Consider the following 16,685-nt stretch of genomic DNA (forward strand, 5'->3'; position numbering starts at 1 on the left):
GCTGTGCCCATACATTCCTTTCGGCAATCCATATTGCTGCCATTGTCATTTTTTACCTTTAATGAGTCCTGACCCTAACGTGCGCCGGGGAGGGGTTGGGGGGTGTGGGGGGATGGGGAGGTCCGCCCGCGCGAGGCGGGGGCCTCCCCTTCCCCCCACAGAAAAACGAATATCCCCCATCATGCGGCACGTTGCCTTGCGGCGACGGTGCGGGTAGATTGCGGAGAGGAGAGGCAGCCGCCTTTCCGTCACTTCAGCCACGCATCGAAAGGATCGAGCATGAGCGAGACACGCAAGGAACACGATTTTCTTGGGGAGCTGGATATCCCCGCCGACATCTATTACGGCATCCAGACGTACCGGGCCGTGGAGAATTTCAAGATCTCCGGCATCAGCATCTCCATCCTCAGCAAGTTCATCCAGGGCATGGCCTGCGTGAAGAAGGCGGCCGCCCTGGCCAACTGCGAGCTCGGCGTCCTGTCGCAGGAAAAATGCGAGGCCATCTGCAAGGCCTGCGACGAGGTGGTGGCCGGCAAGTTCGACGATCAGTTCCCTGTGGATGTCTTCCAGGGGGGCGCGGGGACCTCATGCAACATGAACGCCAATGAGGTCATCGCCAACCGGGCGCTGGAGATCATGGGACACAAGAAGGGGGAGTATCAGTACTGCCATCCCAACAATGACGTGAACCGCTCGCAGTCCACCAACGACGTGTACCCCACGGCCATCCGCATCGCCCTCTACGCCAAGCTGACCCAGCTCATCGGGGATATGGACTACCTGCGGCAGGCGCTGGCCGACAAGGCGGAGGAGTTCCACGACGTCATCAAGATGGGGCGCACCCAGTTGCAGGATGCCGTCCCCATGACGCTGGGCATGGAGTTCGCGGCCTATGCCGAGACCATCCGCGAGGACATGATGCGCGTGGGCGAGGCCCGCAACCTCATTGCCGAGATCAACATGGGCGCCACGGCCATCGGCACGGGCATCAACAGCCCCGAGGGCTATGCCGCGCTGGTGACGCGCAAGCTGCGCGAAGTGTCCGGCGTGCCGGTGGAAATGGCGGACAACATGGTGGAGGCCACCTCCGATACCGGGGCCTATGTGCAGCTTTCCGGGGTGCTCAAGCGCTGCGCCACCAAGATCTCCAAGATATGCAACGACCTGCGCCTGCTCTCCTCCGGCCCGCGCTGCGGCTTCAACGAGATCAATCTCCCGCCGCGCCAGCCCGGATCGTCCATCATGCCGGGCAAGGTCAATCCGGTTATGCCCGAGGTTATGAACCAGATTTGTTTCGACATCATCGGCAAGGACGTGACCATCACCCTGGCCGCCGAGGCCGGCCAGCTCGAACTCAACGTCATGGAGCCGGTCATCGCCTATTCTCTCTTTTCCGGCATGAAGCGGCTGGGAGCGGGCTGCCGCAGCCTCGTGGACTACTGCATCCGCGGCATCACGGCCAATCGTGAGCGCTGCCGGGAGCTGGTCTATCATTCCATCGGCATCGTGACGGCGCTCAATCCCTATCTGGGCTATGAGACGTCGGCCTCCATCGCCCGGGAAGCGCTGGAAAGCGGCCGTTCTCTTGTGGACATCGTGCAGGAGCGCGGCCTGATGACTCGCGAGCAGCTCGACGAACTGCTCGCGCCGGATCACATGCTCCAGCCCGGGAAATGGAAGAGGTAGCCAGGCCCTGACAGGGGAAGAAAAAAGGGGGGGCCATCCCGTGATGGTCCCCCCCTTGCCGTTGCCTGCCTGCCGGCTACTGCGCGCCGCTGAGGCGGCCCGTGATGTTGTCGCGTATCCACTTGGCGTCCAGCCATTCCAGCGGGGTCACCTCCACCCCGCCCACCAGGATGCCGAAGTGCAGATGATCGCCGAAAGCCAGGCCGGTACTGCCTGTCTTGCCGATGATGTCGCCCTTGTTGACCACGGTCCCCTTGTTCACGCTGATTTCGCTGCAATGCGAATAGAGCGACATGAGCCCCATGCCGTGATCGATGATGATAAGATTGCCGTAAATGCCCATATCGCCGACAAAAATGACGCGTCCGTTATTGGCGGCGGGGATGTCGGCATTGCGTACCGAGGCAAGGTCGAAACCCAGATGGTAGGATTCGCCCACCTGTTTGCCCTGATAGCTGAAGAAGCGGTGGTCGGCAAAGCCCGCGCGGGGCGCGGAGCGGGGCAGGCGGGTGAAGGTCCCGTCCCAGAGCTGCCCGGCCACGGTATCCCGGCTGAGTTCGCGCAGGGCCTCCACATTGGCGGCGCGCACGTTGTTGTTGATGGTCAGGTAGCAGTCCAGCGGGGAGGAGGCCTGCGGCGCAAGATGCCCCAGCTTGTTCTGCACGTTCATAAGAAAGTCGTCGCTGATGGTGATGCTGTCACTCTTGAACTTGCGTTCAAGGGCCATGACGGTCAGGCGGTTTCGCGTGGTATTGCCGGCCAGGTCGGTGGCCGTGATCTCCACCGCGTTCTTGTACTGCACGGCGGTCATGGTGTAGGGGAAGGGGAAGTAGCAGATGTAGCTTCCGTCCTTCTGCCGGTAGCCGGGCACGAAGTAGCCCGCCACCAGCACGCCGCTGGCGACGACGTCCTCATCGATGGTGTACTTGATGACCGTGGAGCCTCCGCGGCGCACATAGGGGGGCAGGGTCTTGACGGAGATGCGCGGCGGCTGGGTATCCAGCCGCATGGAACGCAGCTCGGTACGGGTGTTGCCCTGTCCGAAACCGGCCAGAGAGGCGTCCGTGGCACGTATCTCGAGCTCGAAGGCGCCTTCGCGCAGGCCGGCGTCCTTGAAGGGCACTTCCACCGTGTGCTCGGTGAGGTATTGGTCGAAATGCTTGCTGAAAATGGTGTTGACCACGTTGTTTTTACGGATGCCCACGCTGAGCGAGCGTATGCCCGAGGGGTCGCTCATGGTGATGGTCAGTACGCTTGCCGGCGATATGCGGTCCGTTTCCGGGCTGACGGTGACGACAGGCCCGTCGAGATCCTTGAAAAAGACGTAGGCCGCGGCCCCCAGTGCCGCGATGACCAGCAGCATCAGAACCGAGGAGAAAACCCCTTTTTTGCGCATGATGCACTCCTTGTCTGCAAGATTTTCAGCCTTGCATACTTCGCCGATTTTTTCAAGAATGGGGCAGCCGCGGCGGAAAGATCCGCGGCGGCATGGGGCGGGCCCGCACGGCCGGGCCTCGTTGACTTGTACGGTAAAATCTGTTTTGTGTCGGTGTCATGCAGTATCCAGGTCCTCCATCCTCCGTTTCGCCACGCCCTGTGCGGGTGGATCCCAAGCGTCAGCGCGCCCGCATGGTGCGGGAGCTGGAGGCGCGCGGCATCCGGGATGCGGCCGTACTGGCGGCCATGAACAGCGTGCCCCGGCACATCTTCGTCCAGGAGGCGTTGCGCGCCCATGCCTATGAGGACACGGCCCTGCCCATAGGTTACGGGCAGACCATCTCCCAGCCGTCCACCGTGGCCCGTATGACCATGCTGCTGGAGACCTTTCCCGGCTGCCGGGTGCTGGAGGTGGGGACGGGCTCCGGCTATCAGACGGCGGTGCTGGCGGCCCTGGGCTGTATGGTCATCACCATCGAATGCGTGCGCGAGCTGCATCAGCATACCCGCCGGCTTTTCCAGTCCCTGGGGCTGCGCGACGTGCACAGCCTGTTCGGGGACGGCACGCTGGGCCTGCCGGATGCCGCGCCCTATGACCGCATCATCGTCACGGCGGGCGGGCCGGTCGTCCCTCAGCCGCTGTTGCAGCAGCTTGACGACGGCGGCATCCTGCTTATCCCTGTAGGGACGAAACCCCGCAACCAGCGTCTGTTGCGCCTGGAGCGCCGCGGGGACACCATCGAAGAATCGGATCTCGGCCCGGCCGCCTTCGTGGATCTGGTGGGCGACCACGGCTGGTAGATCCGCCGCAGCAAGGAGTTAGGCTATGGCTTCCTGTTCTTCCTGTTCCTCCGCCTCGTCCTGCGCCTCGGCAGGGCATCCGGGGGGCGAGGGCTGTCTTGAAAGCGCCATGAGCAAGCAGGACGAGATGATCGCCCGGCGTCTGGAGCGCATCCGGCACAAGATATTCATTATGAGCGGCAAGGGCGGCGTGGGCAAGAGCTCGGTCACCGTCAACGTGGCCGCCGCGCTGGCCCACCGGGGTTTTAAGGTGGGCATCATGGATGTGGACATCCACGGCCCCAGCGTGCCCAATCTGCTGGGACTGCCGTCCGGCATCGACATGAACGAGGACAATGCCCTCGTGCCCTCCCGCTACAACGGCAATCTTTCCGTCATCTCGATGGATTCGCTTTTGCAGGACCGCAATACGGCCATCCTCTGGCGCGGCCCCAAGAAGACGGCGGCCATCCGGCAGTTCCTTTCCGACGTGGCCTGGGGCGATCTTGATTTCCTGTTCATCGACTCGCCTCCCGGCACCGGCGACGAGCACATGACCGTGCTCAAGCTCATCCCCGACGCGCTGTGCGTGGCCGTGACCACCCCGCAGGAGATCTCGCTGGCCGATGTGCGCAAGGCCATCAACTTCCTGCATCATGCCGGCGGCAAGCTGCTCGGCGTGGTGGAGAACATGAGCGGGCTGGTCTGTCCGCACTGCCATACGGAGATCGACCTGTTCAAAAAGGGCGGCGGCAAGGAGCTCGCCTCCCATTACGGCGTGCCCTTCCTTGGGGAGATCCCGCTGGATCCGGTGACCGTGGTCTCGGCGGACAGAGGCGTCCCGGTGGTTTTCCTGGATCAGGAGAGCGCCGCCAGGGAGGCTTTCCTGAAGGTGGCCGATGCCGTGGCGGCCGCGGCGGAAGCCGGTACGGCGGCCGTCCCGCCGGCTGAATAGCGATCCCCCCCGGAGGGGCCGCGGCCCCTCCGGGAGCCATGCCGCATTTCCGCTTTTATCTCGCTGAAAAATATGCTACGTCAGGACGATTCCTCTCGGAGCCGATAACTGCCCATGAAGCTGAACCTTGCCAACAAGATAACGCTGCTGCGCATTCTGCTGGTGCCGCTGATCATCGTTCTGCTCTATTTTGAAGGGCCGGTTTTCTGCGTCCTGGCGGTCTGCGCCTTTGGCTTCGCCTCGCTGACGGACTGGGTGGACGGCTATATCGCCCGCCGCCGGAACATGGTTACGAGCATGGGGAAGTTTCTTGATCCTCTGGCGGACAAGGTGCTCATCTGCTCCGTGCTCATCATGTTCGTGCATCTGCGATGGGCGCCGGCCTGGGTGGTCATCATCATGGTGTGCCGCGAACTGGTGGTGACCGGTCTGCGGGCCATCGCCATGGACGAAGGCATCGTGCTGGCGGCCGACAAGTTCGGCAAGGCCAAGACGGTACTGCAGATATGCGCCATCATCCCCCTTACGCTGCATTATCCCTACTGGGGGCACGAGCTGTGGCGGCTGGGGGAATGGCTGCTCTATCTTGCCATGCTCATGTCCATTTTTTCCTGTATCAATTATTGTATGGGCTTTTATGGAAAGCAACGCAAGCAAGCTTCAGCTGCGGCTGAAAAACTGCATACAGACGATCCTCGAGCTTGAGCCGCAGATGCAGGACAGCGGCCTGGAGCAGGTTTTTGCCCGTGAGCTGGAAGCTCTGCGGGCTTTTCTGGCACAGGTGGACGGCATGGCGCTGGTCGAGGCGGACGTCTGTCGTCTGGAGACGGCGACGGCGGTCTTTTTGTCCGAATTGCGCCCCAGCATGGGAGTCGGCGGGCGCAGGGTGTTGCAGTAGATGGTCGCGCGGGTCGCCATTCTCATCTCGCTGTGGACCATCAACCTGGTATTGTTTTTTCATATGGTCTGGGGCGAGGGCGGTATCATGGTCTACCGGGACCTCAAGCATACCTATGCCTCGCTGGAGCAGGAGATCGCCAGCATCGACGCGGAAAACCTCGCCCTGAGCCGGGAAATTCGCCTTTTGCAGACAGACAAGCAGTATGTGGAAAAGATGATCCGCGAACGTCTGCACTATGTCCGGGAAAACGAGTTGCTCTATCTTTTCTCGTCCGATAAGGACGCCGCAAACGGGACGGCTGATGATGACGGAAAAAATTGAATGGTACAAGGAAGTTCTGGAGCTGGAGCCCAATTCCAAGGTTTTTCTGCCCCTGGCGCACCTCTACGCCTCGCGTAACGAGATCGATGAGGCCGTGGCCGCGCTGGAGCACGGGTTGAGCCGCCATCCCGAGCACATGGAGGCCCGCCTCTTTCTCATCGAGCTGCTCTACAAGGCCGGCCGCCAGGCGGAATGCACCGTCCATGTGCGGGAAATGAGCCGCCTGTTCTCCTCCTACGCGCATTTCTGGCAGGCCTGGGCCGTGTGTCTGCGCACGGCCGGCGAAGCGCCGGAAATGTCGGCCGCACTGCGCCTCATGGCGGTCAATTTCCTCTACGGCCCCATTTCGGTCGCCGCGCTCATGGAGAAGGGGCTGGATGCCGTGCTCGGCGAACTGACCCCGGCCGCCGGCAAGGTGGCGGACAAGGTGCTCGCGGCCATGCCGGCGGGACCTGACACGACCGCTGCGGAACCGGTCGTCGCAGCGGAAGAAGCGGCAGCGCCGGCCGCGGAGACTCCGGTCGCGGAGACGCCCGCCGCAGGCAGTCCCGTCGGGCAGGCCTTTGCCGCCGATGCCGACACGGATGAAGAAAATGATGACGACGTGCTGCCCGCGGATATGCCCCTGCCGCGCGACGCCGAGCTGGATATGCCGGTCAGCTTTGCCGGCGATGAGGACGGTATGGATGCCGGCGAAGCCGCGGCTTCTGCCGAAGAACAGCCCGTCGCTTCCGCCGATGCGCTGACTCCCGCCGCCCCCCCGCTGGTGGTGGCCCCCGCCGCCCAGGCTGACGGCGGCACGGAGGAGAGCGGGGAGGGGGTCTCCCTGCGTACCCGCTCCATGGCCGAAGTGCTGGCCGAACAGGGCGACCTGCGCGGCGCGCTGGACATCTACCGGGAACTGGAGAACGCCGCCGCCACGCCCGAGGAACGCGCCGATCTGCGCCAGCGCATCACGACGCTGTCCGCCCGTCTGTCGGGGCAACCCGTCCTGGAGGCCGCGACCGATCAGCCCCTTGATGCCGTGCCCGGCAAGGAAAAGCTCATCAATGTGCTTGAAGCGCTGGCTGAACGCGTCGAAGCCAGGGCCCAGAACTGATTCAGGGGAGAGACGCGCGTGAAGAAAACGAGTTTTCTGTGCGGTACCGTGCTGGCGGGCAGCCTGGCCCTGTACGCCTGCAGTTCCTACCAGCCGACCAAGAATGCCTGGAAGACCACCAAGGATCTGTGGTACACGTATGTCAGCGTGCCGGCCAGGGTGGACTACAGCGAAAAGGGTGATCTTTCGCCGCGGGCCATGGCCCTGTCCACCTGCATGATGGGCATAGATGTGGAGCTTTCCCGTTTCGAGCGCACCATGATGAACGCCGACAGGGCGCCCACGCGGGAATGGCTGGACAAGCTCTTTGCCGACTACCCGTGGGTGAGCGGTTTTGCCGGGGTCAAGTACGACGGTACGCTGCTCGGCCATGAGCCCGGTCCGAGCCTGAAAAATCTCGACTTCATCCCGCTGCTCTATGAGGACAAGAAGCAGAACAGCCGGGCCCTGCGCGGCTATGTGCAGCAAAGTCCCCTGGGCCCGGAGGTGATGCTGGCCGCCCCCCTGTATGACGGGGTGGATTTCCTCGGCATCGTGGTGGCCCACTTCGATATGCGGGCGCTCTCCAAGTTTTCCAGCAGCCCGGAGGACCTTGTCATCCTGTCGCCCGCGGCCCTGCTCTGGCCGGGCAAGTACGACTTTGCCGCCACACCGTTGGCCGGAGTGGACTGGGAGACCGTCGCCAGCAAGAGCACCAGCGGCACATGCACCAATGAGCGCGGCAGCTTTTACTATCAGATCCGCTATCTTGGCAATCTGCCGCTCATCTTTGCCGTGGTCGAGTCCGGTTCCTTCCCCGAGGGCAACGGCGACGTCAACCAGGGCACGCCCTTCTTCCCGCAGATCACGGAAAAGCTGCCGCCACCGCCGCAGCCTGAACGCAAGAAGAAGGATGACGATACGACGTCCGCCACCCCGCAGTTCGGCGCGTCCGAGGAGTCGATGGATCCGCTGAGCGCCGTGGATGCCGAGATCCGCGCCACCCAGCAGCCGCATGACATCCAGCCGGGCAGCTCGCAGTCCGTGCTTGAACCCGGTCAGCCTGCGCCTGAGCGCAAGTCCCGCGTGCAGGAGCGGGCGCTCGAGGGCGAAAACGTACAGGTGCGTCGTCCTCAGCGTCGCCGCCTGCACATCCCCGACGAAGCGCTGGAGATGCCGGAAGCGCCCAAGCCGGAACCGCGTCCGACCATCCAGATGCCCAGCCCCTTCGGCCCGCGGCCCAGCCGTCCGGCTGAGGACGGCGCTGCCGCCCCCGCCGACACGCCGGCCGATACCGCACCGCAGGCCACGCCGGATGCCGCCGCGCCCGCGCAGGCCGGCGACGCCGAAAAGGCCGCGCCCGCTCCCGAGGAAAAGGCCGCTCCGGCGGAACAGCCCGCCGCGGCGCAGGAAACGGCGGCGGAGGAAAAGCCCGCCGCTCCCGAGGAGCCGTCCAGGCCCGCGACGCTGCCGGGCGGACGTCCCAGCCCCTTCGGGCCGCGCAAGTGATGTCGCGCGTCGTGAGGCAGACAGGAGAAACAAGCATGAATACGGAAGTCACGGTCACCGAACATCTGCTCCTGCATCAAAAGAAGTCGCCGCATGCCACGGGCCAGTTCACCGGCCTGCTGTATGACCTCATCCTCTCCGGCAAGTCCATCGCCTTCCGCATCAACAAGGCGGGGCTGCTGGATGTGCTCGGCGGCACGGGAGAAGTCAACGTGCAGGGCGAGAACGTACAGAAACTGGACGACATCGCCAATCGCATCATGCTCTACCGCATGGAACGGTGCGGCGCGCTGTGCGCCATGTCCAGCGAGGAGGAGCCGGATCTCATCCGCGTGCGGCCCGAATTCCCGCAGGGGGACTACATCCTCATCTTCGATCCGCTGGACGGCTCCTCCAACATCGACGTCAACGTCAATGTGGGGACCATCTTCTCCATCCTGCGCCGTCCCGAAGGCAACAGCGGGGAGGTGAGCCTCGAGGAAGTGCTCCAGCCCGGCTGGAAGCAGGCCGCCGCGGGCTATGTGCTCTACGGCCCCTCCACCATGCTCGTGCTGAGCACAGGGCAGGGCGTGCACGGCTTCACCCTCGATCCCGGCGTGGGCGAGTTCCTGCTCTCGCATCCCGACCTGACCATCCCGGAACAGGGCTATATCTACTCCGTCAACGAAGGGAACCGCCAGAACTGGGATGAGGCCACGCGCGAAGCCGTGGAATGGTTCCATACCGCGCCGGCATCCAACGGCAAGAACTACTCCGCCCGCTATGTCGGCTCGCTGGTGGCGGACTTCCACCGCACGCTCATCTACGGCGGCATCTATATGTATCCGCCGGACAAGGCCAAACCCAGCGGCAAGCTCCGCCTCATGTGCGAAGCCAACCCGCTGGCCTTCCTGGCCGAACAGGCGCGTGGCAAGGCCTCGGACGGTTACGGTCGCATCCTTGACCGGCAGCCCGACAAACTCCACGCCCGCACGCCGCTCTTCATCGGCTCCGCGCGGGATGTGGAAGCCGTGGAAGCCATCTACGCCAAGTACCCTCGCCCCTAGGGCAAAGCGTATCGCCACGACGGACGGCTTGTTTTGGCGGGGAGAGGGAGCCCCCTTCGCCTGGGGCCTGTTGACACCAGTTGCTGTTTGTTTGGGGGGAAGGGGAATCCCTCGCTCCGTTGTCGATGCCCGTAAGGCTCCTTCGTCGCCTGACGGGCACGGCCCGCGGTCGCCATTCGGTCGCTCCCCTTCCCCCCAAAGCCCCCATCCCTTCCCCAGCGCGCTTTTACCGGGGGGCGAGAACACGAGGCAGGCCCGCCCCAAAAGGGAAATGAAACGTGTATGGATAATTTGCCTTATCCATTGCAATAAGATGTAAAATTTGTGTTGACAGGCCCTGGCGCGAGTGGGGCTCCCTTTTTCCCCACCATTCTTCCTTCCCCAGCGCGCCGTAAAGCGCTTTGCCTTTTCCAAAAGCAAACCGCGAGGCGGCGGCACGGCACAGTCCGGCCTGAAGCGGAAGGCCGCACTTTTCCACGAAACGACGGGCTGTTCTGAAAAGGGCACTGCCGCAACTGAACGCCTCACCCGCCGGAACGGCGGCGAGGGGAGGAGGGAGTCCGGCAACTCCATCCTTCCTCACCGTACGACGCCCGTTTTTCGCCGCACGCCGCCGCATTGCCGAATGAGGCCGACGTCCATCCCACCGGGGATGGACAGGCGAAGGGACGGCTCATGCGTCGCCGCAATTTTTACCTTCCCTGATAAAGCGCATTGGGGGAAGGGGAGGGGGCAGGGGGAGGGGGGAACCTCGTGCGCGCCGGCCAAGGGGGGGCCCCTTCCCTTGAAAAAGGCTGCGACAGCAGCGCCGCAGGTGTTGCGCGCATCGACAGAGCAGAGGCCCTCCCCCGGAAAAACTGCTCGTCGAAAAAGGAGCGAGAGAGCCGACATGTTGTGCCTGGGGATAGAAAGTTCATGTGATGAAACGGCGCTGGCGCTGGTGAAGGACGGCAGGCTGCTGGACGCGGTGCTGGCCAGTCAGGCGGACATGCACGCGTTGTTCGGCGGCGTGGTGCCGGAGCTGGCCTCACGGGAGCATTACCGCTACATGGGGCCGCTGTATGACACGCTCATGGCCCGCAACGGCTGCACGGCGGCGGATCTGGACGTGGTGGCCGTCTCGCGCGGCCCGGGCCTGCTGGGCAGTCTGCTGGTGGGGGTGGCCTTTGCCAAGGGGCTTGCGCTGGCCAGCGGGGCGCGCCTTGTGGGCGTCAATCACCTGCATGCCCATCTGTTGGCGGCGGGGCTGGAGCAGGAGCTGGTCTTCCCCGCCCTTGGCCTGCTGGTCTCCGGGGGGCACACGCATCTGTACCGGATGGAAGGGCCGGACGCCTTCGTCACGCTGGGCCGGACGCTGGACGATGCGGCCGGTGAAGCCTTCGACAAGGCGGGCAAGCTTATGGGGCTGGCCTATCCGGCCGGGCGGCTCATGGACGAGCTGGCCGCCGGCGGCAATGCCGCAGCCATCGCCTTTCCTCGCCCCTATGTGCATAATGAGACGCTGGATTTCAGCTTCAGCGGCCTGAAGACCGCGGCCGCCGCCTTTCTGGACGGCCTTCCCGCGGACTGCCGCTGGCCGCGACCGCTGCGAAGCGCTGAAGAGGCCCCGCCCATCCTGCGCGATTGCTGCGCCGCCTACACTCAGGCCATCGTGGAGACGCTGCTCATCAAGACCGGGCGGGCGCTGGACAGGCATCCCGACCTGAAAACGCTGGTGCTGGCGGGAGGGGTGGCGGCCAACAGCCATCTGCGGCGGCAGGCCGAGGAACTCATGCGCCGGCGCGGCGGACGGCTTGTCGTGCCGTCGCCCAGGCTCTGCACGGACAATGCGGGCATGGTGGCCTATGCCGGCTGGCTCCTGGCCAGGGCGGGCGGCCGGCATGACCTGACGCTGGAGGCCGTGCCGCGCGGCCGGCCGCTGCCGGACGATCTGCTGCATGATCCTCCGCGGCAGACGGCTTGACACTTTGGCACGGGCAATCTACCTTGTCATACCGTGTGCCGGGCCGCTGTGACGGCGCGGCGCATTCCGATGTCAACACTACATGACAACATGGAGGAAAACCATGGCTGAACAGATTACCGACGCGACCTTTGACATGCAAGTTTTGAAGTCCGATCAGCCGGTTTTGCTTGACTTCTGGGCGCCCTGGTGCGGTCCCTGCCGCGCGCTCGGGCCGGTCATCGATGAACTTGCCTCCGAATACGCGGGCCGCGTGCTCATCGGCAAGATGAATGTGGATGAAAATCCCGTTACTCCGGGTAAATACGGCATCCGCGCCATCCCGACCCTCATCCTTTTCAAGAACGGGGAAGCCGTGGAACAGGTGACGGGCGCCGTCAGCAAGGACGCCATCAAGACCATCCTTGACAACAAGGCCCTGGCATGAGCGCGGTGGACGCCATCGTCATCGGCAGCGGCCCCGCCGGCATCACGGCGGCGCTCTATCTGGCCCGTTCCGGCTGCTCGGTCATGCTGTACGAACAGATGGCCGCGGGCGGGCAGGTGCTCCAGACGGCCGAGCTGGAGAACTATCCCGGCTTTCCCAAGGGCATCAAGGGCTATGAGCTGGCGGATCTCCTTTCGGCGCATCTGGAAGGACTGACCGTCACCCGCTCGAGCGAGGCGGTGCAGGAGGTCAGCGGACATGCCGGGGCCTTCACCGTCAAGACGTCCACGGGAAGCGTCACCGGCAAGGTCGTGGTGGTCTGCACCGGCGCGCATCACCGGCGGCTGGGAGTGGAGGGCGAGAGCCACCTTCAGGGCAAGGGTGTCTCCTATTGCGCTCTGTGCGACGGCAACTTCTTCCGCGGACAACCCGTCGCCGTGGTGGGCGGGGGCAATTCCGCGCTGGAAGAATCCCTCTACCTGGCCAAGCTCGCTTCCAGGGTCTATGTGATTCACCGGCGCGACGCCTTCCGTGGAGCGCGCATCTACCTTGACAAGCTGGAAGCCATGCCGGACAAGGTGGAGATCGTGCGCAGCTCCACCGTGACGGCTCTGCATGGCGACAACGCCCTCGAGGGAGTGACCGTCTCCAACGTCAACACCGGCGAAAAACGCCGCCTTGATGTGCAGGGGCTGTTCATCTATGTGGGCTTCGAGCCCGGTACGGCCTTCCTGCCCGCCGCCGTCGAGCGCGACGCGCAGGGCTTCATTGTGACGGATGCGGAAATGCGTACCAACGTGCCCGGCATCTTTGCCGCCGGGGACGTGCGCGCCAAGCTGTGCCGTCAGGTCATCACTGCCGCCGGAGACGGCGCAACAGCCGCGCAGGCGGCATTTGTCTTCCTGGAACAGCTCCATGCGTAAATCACTGCTTCGCTCGCTGGTCTTGGCCCTGTCGCTCTTCACTCTTTCCGGCTGCGGCATCATCGATATGGTCTATCTGCCGCCGCCGGAGGACACCGCGCAGGAACTCTTCGAGTCCGGCAATGAGGCCATGAGCGAAAAGAACTATGTGCGCGCGGCGGAGCTGTACATCAAGCTGCGTGACGCCTTCCCGTTCAGCCCCTACACTCTGGAGGCGGAACTGGCGCTGGCCGACTGCTACTACCTGGACAAGGAGTACATCCTGGCCGCCGAATCCTACAAGGATTTCGAGTCCATGCATCCGCGGCACGAGGCCATCCCCTATGTCCTCTACCAGACGGGCATGTCCCTGCTCGGACAGTTCGTCTCCATCGACCGGGCGACCACGGAAGTGCAGGAGGCTTACGAATACTTCAACCGGCTCCAGCAGACCTATCCCGATACGCCCTATGCCAGGGACGCCACGGCAAAAATGGCGGAGTGCCGCAAGATCATGGCCGAGCACGAGCTGTACATAGCCGACGTTTTCTGGCACATGGGCAAATACGGCCCGGCCTGGCGGCGGTACGAGTATATCATCACGACGTATGCCGACGTGCCGGAGGTGGCGGATCATGCCCGCGAAAAGGCTCAGGCGGCCTACCTCTACTATCGTGAGGAGCAGTCCGACGAGTTGCGGCAGCGGCGCGAAGGCACATGGAAAAACTGGTTCAATTGGCTCTAGGGCAGGAATCCTGCCCCTTGCGGCAACAAGCCCCCTCGGGGGCTTTTTTTATCGGTGGTGAAGCATGCAAACTGATCACGCAGCCGCCAAGCATCGTGCGGCACTGGCCTCCGTTGTGGCGGCGCTGGCGCTGACCGCGCTCAAGCTGGCGGTGGGCCTCTACACCAACAGTCTCGGCATCCTCTCCGAAGCCCTGCACAGCGGGCTCGATCTGCTGGCGGCCATTATGACCTTCTACGCCGTGCGGATCTCCAGCCGCCCGGCGGACAGCGGACACCCCTACGGCCACGGCAAAGTGGAAAACCTCTCCGCCCTCGCGGAAACGCTGCTCCTCTTCATCATCTGCATCTGGGTGGTCTATGAGGGCGTGGACAGACTGCTGTACGGCGGCGAACCCGTGATCCCCTCCCTGTGGGGAGCGGCCGTCATGGCCATCTCCATGATCGTCGACATCAACCGCGTGCGTATGCTGCGGCGAGTAGCGCGGGAGACCAAAAGCCAGGCGCTGGAGGCCGATGCCCTGCACTTCGCGACGGACATCCTCTCCTCGGCCGTCGTCCTGGTGGGCGTGCTGGCCGTCTGGGTGGCGGCGGCGCTGGAGGTCCCCGGACCGGTGCACGCCGTGCTCGTGCAGGCGGACACCGTGGCCGCCCTCATCGTGGCCTGCATCATCTTCCGTTCCAGCGTGCACATGGCCCGCGACGCCATCAATACGCTCATGGACTCCGGCGCGACGGACGAACAGCGCGACGTCGCCCTGGCCGTGGCGCGCGTTCCCGGCATCACGGCCGTGAGCCGCGTCCGCGTGCGGACCAGCGGGCCGCAGTCCTTTGTGGATCTGACCGTGGGCGTGGATCCGCAGGTGCGCGTCAGCGAAGGGCACCGGCTGGCCCACGAGGCCGAGCAGGCCGTGAGCAGCCTGCTGCCCGGTGCGGATGTGACCGTGCATGTGGAGCCCATGCTGGCCTCGGCCGCGGCGGGGAACCCCGTTGCGCTGGTGCAGGCCGCTGCCGCCGCGCACGGGCTGGCTGTCCATGACGTGCATGTGTTCCAGACAGACAAGGAGGCGCGCATCGAATTGCATGTGGAAATGGACGGGGACATGCCCTTCGCTCAGGCTCACCAGCTGGTGCGCGATTTCGAGGAGCAGGTGCGGCGTCAGTGCCATGTACAGGACGTGCTGACCCATCTGGAACCCCGCGAGGCCATCTCCGCCTGCCGGGGGCTCACCGCCTCCGCCCCGCAGGCGCAAGCCGCCTGGGAGCAGATCCGGCAGGCCGTGGAACGCGACCCCCTGCTGCGCGCCGCTCACAACTTCTCCGCCTACGCCACGGCCGAACAGGGACTGTGCGTCAGCTTCCACTGCCGCGTGGCCCGCGACCTTTCCGTGGAACAGGCCCACACTCTCTCCGTCCGCCTCGAACGGCAGCTCCGCGAGCTCATGCCCTCCCTCGGACGCATCAGCATCCATCTGGAGCCGGAAGAAAACGGCTAGATGATTTCTTCCGCCGGATGCCGGGCTGAAGCCGCCGGCGCGAAAAAAGAAAAAAAGGATGTCGTCGGGAGGCGACCAAACCCCGGTGCATGGCCGAAGCCGCCGGCCAGCGGCGAAAAAGAAAAAACTCACATCACGCCGGCGTATCTTCGCCGGCTTCCGGCATGACGCCTGCTGTCTGGTGGAGACGTTGCCAGAGCTCGCGCAGGCCGGTTTTTTTGCTGGAGGAAGTGACGAGCGGGGCGACGCCGAGGATGTCGCGCCACTGGGCGGCGCGGGCCGCGCGTTCCCGCTGGGTGCACTTGTCTGCCTTGGTGAGGATGGGGAGGATCTCCAGACGGCACTCGCGGGCGAAGTGGGAGAGTTCGAGATCGAGTTTCTGGGGTTCGAGGCGGCTGTCCAGCAACAGGGCGAGGGCCTGCAGATGGCTGGCCCCGGCAAGATATTTTTCGAGCAGCTTCGCCCAGGCCTGACGTTCGGTGTGGCTGGCACGGGCGTAGCCGTAGCCGGGCAGATCCACGAGGTAGTAGCCCTGCGGCTCGACGCGGTAAAAATTGATGGAGCGCGTCTTGCCCGGGGTGGAGCTGACCTTGGCCAGCTTTTTCTGGCCGGCGAGGGCGTTGATCAGCGAGGATTTGCCCACATTGGAGCGTCCGGCCAGCGCGATCTGGGGCGATTCGATGCTCAGGAGCTGGTTCAGGGTATAGATGGTATGTTCGAGTACCAGATGGGGCATGGTCTCCTCCGGGCAAGCTTGACAGGGCGGGAGGCTTGATTCACAATACCAAGTTCCATCTATCATTGTAGCCCGATGCGGGCGGTTTGGCAAATGCCTTTCCCCGCCGCGCCCGGGCCAAGAGGAGAAAGCCCGACATGTATTCCACCACCGACTTCCGCAAAGGCCTGAAGATCGAAGTTGAAGGGATCCCCTACGAAATCGTGGACTTTCAGCACTTCAAGCCCGGCAAGGGCGGGGCCATGGTGCGCACCAAGCTGCGTAACATCCTGACCGGCCGCATGCAGGACATCACCTTCCGCTCCGGCGAAAAGGTGGGCAAGCCCGACATGGAGACCCGCGACATGCAGTTCCTGTATCATCAGGACACGGATCTTGTCTTCATGGACATGACCACCTTTGAACAGCTGGAAATGGCTGCCGAGATCACCGGCGGCAAGGACGCCTTCCTCAAGGACGGTCAGCAGTGCCGCGTATTGCTCTACAAGGGCAAGCCGCTGGACATCGACATCCCCCTGAGCCTGGTGCTGGAAGTGACCGCGACGGAGACCGCCGCCAAGGGCGATACCGTGAGCAACGTCACCAAGCCCGCCACCCTGGAAACGGGCGTGGTGGTGCAGGTGCCGAGCTTCGTCAACGTGGGCGACCGCATCAAGGTCGATACCCGTACCAAGGAATATCTCGGCCGCGAATAGGCGAGCCTC

Annotated in this window: 17 protein-coding genes; 15 read left to right on the forward strand and 2 right to left on the reverse strand. The window is 64.1% G+C overall.

Going from position 1 to position 16,685, the window contains the following annotated elements; translation table 11 throughout:
• Nucleotides 1-279 precede the first annotated feature (279 nt).
• Entirely contained in the window at nucleotides 280-1,686 is a 1,407-nt protein-coding gene (gene aspA / locus Q0J54_RS04205; RefSeq protein ID WP_296304166.1) for an aspartate ammonia-lyase, read from the forward strand.
• A gap of 76 nt (nucleotides 1,687-1,762) precedes the next feature.
• Here the strand turns inward: aspA and Q0J54_RS04210 are convergent, their stop codons facing one another.
• Complete coding sequence (locus tag Q0J54_RS04210) at nucleotides 1,763-3,082, reverse strand: M23 family metallopeptidase (RefSeq protein WP_296304167.1); 1,320 nt, start codon at nucleotides 3,080-3,082, stop codon at nucleotides 1,763-1,765.
• Nucleotides 3,083-3,240: 158 nt separating this feature from the next.
• Here Q0J54_RS04210 and Q0J54_RS04215 point away from each other — a divergent pair, with 158 nt between their 5' ends.
• The 13 genes from Q0J54_RS04215 to Q0J54_RS04275 all read left to right on the forward strand — a co-directional run bounded on the left by Q0J54_RS04215 (nucleotide 3,241) and on the right by Q0J54_RS04275 (nucleotide 15,245).
• Nucleotides 3,241-3,924, forward strand: a complete 684-nt coding sequence (locus Q0J54_RS04215) for a protein-L-isoaspartate(D-aspartate) O-methyltransferase (RefSeq protein ID WP_296304168.1) — start codon at nucleotides 3,241-3,243, stop codon at nucleotides 3,922-3,924.
• A gap of 25 nt (nucleotides 3,925-3,949) precedes the next feature.
• The gene (locus Q0J54_RS04220; RefSeq protein ID WP_296304169.1) at nucleotides 3,950-4,858 is read left to right on the forward strand and encodes an Mrp/NBP35 family ATP-binding protein; all 909 of its coding nucleotides are present in this window, start codon (nucleotides 3,950-3,952) and stop codon (nucleotides 4,856-4,858) included.
• Nucleotides 4,859-4,972: 114 nt separating this feature from the next.
• Entirely contained in the window at nucleotides 4,973-5,563 is a 591-nt protein-coding gene (gene pgsA, locus Q0J54_RS04225; RefSeq protein WP_296304170.1) for a CDP-diacylglycerol--glycerol-3-phosphate 3-phosphatidyltransferase, read from the forward strand.
• A 7-nt stretch (nucleotides 5,564-5,570) separates the two neighbouring features.
• The gene (locus tag Q0J54_RS04230; RefSeq protein ID WP_296304172.1) at nucleotides 5,571-5,756 is read left to right on the forward strand and encodes a hypothetical protein; all 186 of its coding nucleotides are present in this window, start codon (nucleotides 5,571-5,573) and stop codon (nucleotides 5,754-5,756) included.
• Nucleotides 5,757-6,080, forward strand: a complete 324-nt coding sequence (locus Q0J54_RS04235) for a septum formation initiator family protein (RefSeq protein WP_296304173.1) — start codon at nucleotides 5,757-5,759, stop codon at nucleotides 6,078-6,080.
• A complete protein-coding gene (locus tag Q0J54_RS04240; RefSeq protein ID WP_296304174.1) occupies nucleotides 6,061-7,179 on the forward strand; it encodes a tetratricopeptide repeat protein in 1,119 nt (372 codons plus the stop codon). Before Q0J54_RS04235 ends, Q0J54_RS04240 begins: the two co-directional genes overlap by 20 nt.
• A gap of 18 nt (nucleotides 7,180-7,197) precedes the next feature.
• Nucleotides 7,198-8,667: a hypothetical protein gene (locus tag Q0J54_RS04245; RefSeq protein ID WP_296304175.1), complete on the forward strand. Its 1,470-nt coding sequence runs from the start codon at nucleotides 7,198-7,200 to the stop codon at nucleotides 8,665-8,667.
• Between the two features lie 35 nt (nucleotides 8,668-8,702).
• Nucleotides 8,703-9,713 (forward strand): class 1 fructose-bisphosphatase, encoded by a 1,011-nt coding sequence (fbp, locus tag Q0J54_RS04250; protein WP_296304177.1) that lies wholly within the window; start codon nucleotides 8,703-8,705, stop codon nucleotides 9,711-9,713.
• Nucleotides 9,714-10,602: 889 nt separating this feature from the next.
• Complete coding sequence (tsaD, locus tag Q0J54_RS04255) at nucleotides 10,603-11,676, forward strand: tRNA (adenosine(37)-N6)-threonylcarbamoyltransferase complex transferase subunit TsaD (protein WP_296304178.1); 1,074 nt, start codon at nucleotides 10,603-10,605, stop codon at nucleotides 11,674-11,676.
• Between the two features lie 103 nt (nucleotides 11,677-11,779).
• Entirely contained in the window at nucleotides 11,780-12,103 is a 324-nt protein-coding gene (gene trxA, locus Q0J54_RS04260; protein ID WP_296304180.1) for a thioredoxin, read from the forward strand.
• On the forward strand, nucleotides 12,100-13,026 hold the full coding sequence (gene trxB, locus Q0J54_RS04265; RefSeq protein WP_296304181.1) for a thioredoxin-disulfide reductase: 927 nt from the start codon (nucleotides 12,100-12,102) through the stop codon (nucleotides 13,024-13,026). Before trxA ends, trxB begins: the two co-directional genes overlap by 4 nt.
• Complete coding sequence (locus Q0J54_RS04270; RefSeq protein ID WP_296304182.1) at nucleotides 13,019-13,750, forward strand: outer membrane protein assembly factor BamD; 732 nt, start codon at nucleotides 13,019-13,021, stop codon at nucleotides 13,748-13,750. Before trxB ends, Q0J54_RS04270 begins: the two co-directional genes overlap by 8 nt.
• Nucleotides 13,751-13,814: 64 nt before the next feature.
• Nucleotides 13,815-15,245, forward strand: coding sequence for a cation diffusion facilitator family transporter (locus tag Q0J54_RS04275; protein ID WP_296304183.1), 1,431 nt, complete (start codon nucleotides 13,815-13,817; stop codon nucleotides 15,243-15,245).
• A gap of 133 nt (nucleotides 15,246-15,378) precedes the next feature.
• Here Q0J54_RS04275 and yihA read toward each other — a convergent pair whose 3' ends face one another.
• On the reverse strand, nucleotides 15,379-15,981 hold the full coding sequence (yihA, locus tag Q0J54_RS04280; protein ID WP_296304184.1) for a ribosome biogenesis GTP-binding protein YihA/YsxC: 603 nt from the start codon (nucleotides 15,979-15,981) through the stop codon (nucleotides 15,379-15,381).
• Between the two features lie 137 nt (nucleotides 15,982-16,118).
• Here yihA and efp point away from each other — a divergent pair, with 137 nt between their 5' ends.
• Nucleotides 16,119-16,676, forward strand: a complete 558-nt coding sequence (gene efp / locus Q0J54_RS04285) for an elongation factor P (protein WP_296304185.1) — start codon at nucleotides 16,119-16,121, stop codon at nucleotides 16,674-16,676.
• Nucleotides 16,677-16,685 lie beyond the last annotated feature (9 nt).

It is taken from the genome of uncultured Desulfovibrio sp. (assembly GCF_944324935.1).
Classification (GTDB): Bacteria; Desulfobacterota; Desulfovibrionia; order Desulfovibrionales; family Desulfovibrionaceae; genus Desulfovibrio.

Bases quoted from the DNA above. Each gene is read 5' to 3' on its own strand.
- aspA (WP_296304166.1), top strand. From the start codon at position 280: ATGAGCGAGACACGCAAGGAACACGATTTTCTTGGGGAGCTGGATATC.
- Q0J54_RS04210 (WP_296304167.1), bottom strand. From the start codon at position 3,082: ATGCGCAAAAAAGGGGTTTTCTCCTCGGTTCTGATGCTGCTGGTCATC.
- Q0J54_RS04215 (WP_296304168.1), top strand. From the start codon at position 3,241: ATGCAGTATCCAGGTCCTCCATCCTCCGTTTCGCCACGCCCTGTGCGG.
- Q0J54_RS04220 (WP_296304169.1), top strand. From the start codon at position 3,950: ATGGCTTCCTGTTCTTCCTGTTCCTCCGCCTCGTCCTGCGCCTCGGCA.
- pgsA (WP_296304170.1), top strand. From the start codon at position 4,973: ATGAAGCTGAACCTTGCCAACAAGATAACGCTGCTGCGCATTCTGCTG.
- Q0J54_RS04230 (WP_296304172.1), top strand. From the start codon at position 5,571: ATGCAGGACAGCGGCCTGGAGCAGGTTTTTGCCCGTGAGCTGGAAGCT.
- Q0J54_RS04235 (WP_296304173.1), top strand. From the start codon at position 5,757: ATGGTCGCGCGGGTCGCCATTCTCATCTCGCTGTGGACCATCAACCTG.
- Q0J54_RS04240 (WP_296304174.1), top strand. From the start codon at position 6,061: ATGATGACGGAAAAAATTGAATGGTACAAGGAAGTTCTGGAGCTGGAG.
- fbp (WP_296304177.1), top strand. From the start codon at position 8,703: ATGAATACGGAAGTCACGGTCACCGAACATCTGCTCCTGCATCAAAAG.
- tsaD (WP_296304178.1), top strand. From the start codon at position 10,603: ATGTTGTGCCTGGGGATAGAAAGTTCATGTGATGAAACGGCGCTGGCG.
- trxA (WP_296304180.1), top strand. From the start codon at position 11,780: ATGGCTGAACAGATTACCGACGCGACCTTTGACATGCAAGTTTTGAAG.
- trxB (WP_296304181.1), top strand. From the start codon at position 12,100: ATGAGCGCGGTGGACGCCATCGTCATCGGCAGCGGCCCCGCCGGCATC.
- Q0J54_RS04270 (WP_296304182.1), top strand. From the start codon at position 13,019: ATGCGTAAATCACTGCTTCGCTCGCTGGTCTTGGCCCTGTCGCTCTTC.
- Q0J54_RS04275 (WP_296304183.1), top strand. From the start codon at position 13,815: ATGCAAACTGATCACGCAGCCGCCAAGCATCGTGCGGCACTGGCCTCC.
- yihA (WP_296304184.1), bottom strand. From the start codon at position 15,981: ATGCCCCATCTGGTACTCGAACATACCATCTATACCCTGAACCAGCTC.
- efp (WP_296304185.1), top strand. From the start codon at position 16,119: ATGTATTCCACCACCGACTTCCGCAAAGGCCTGAAGATCGAAGTTGAA.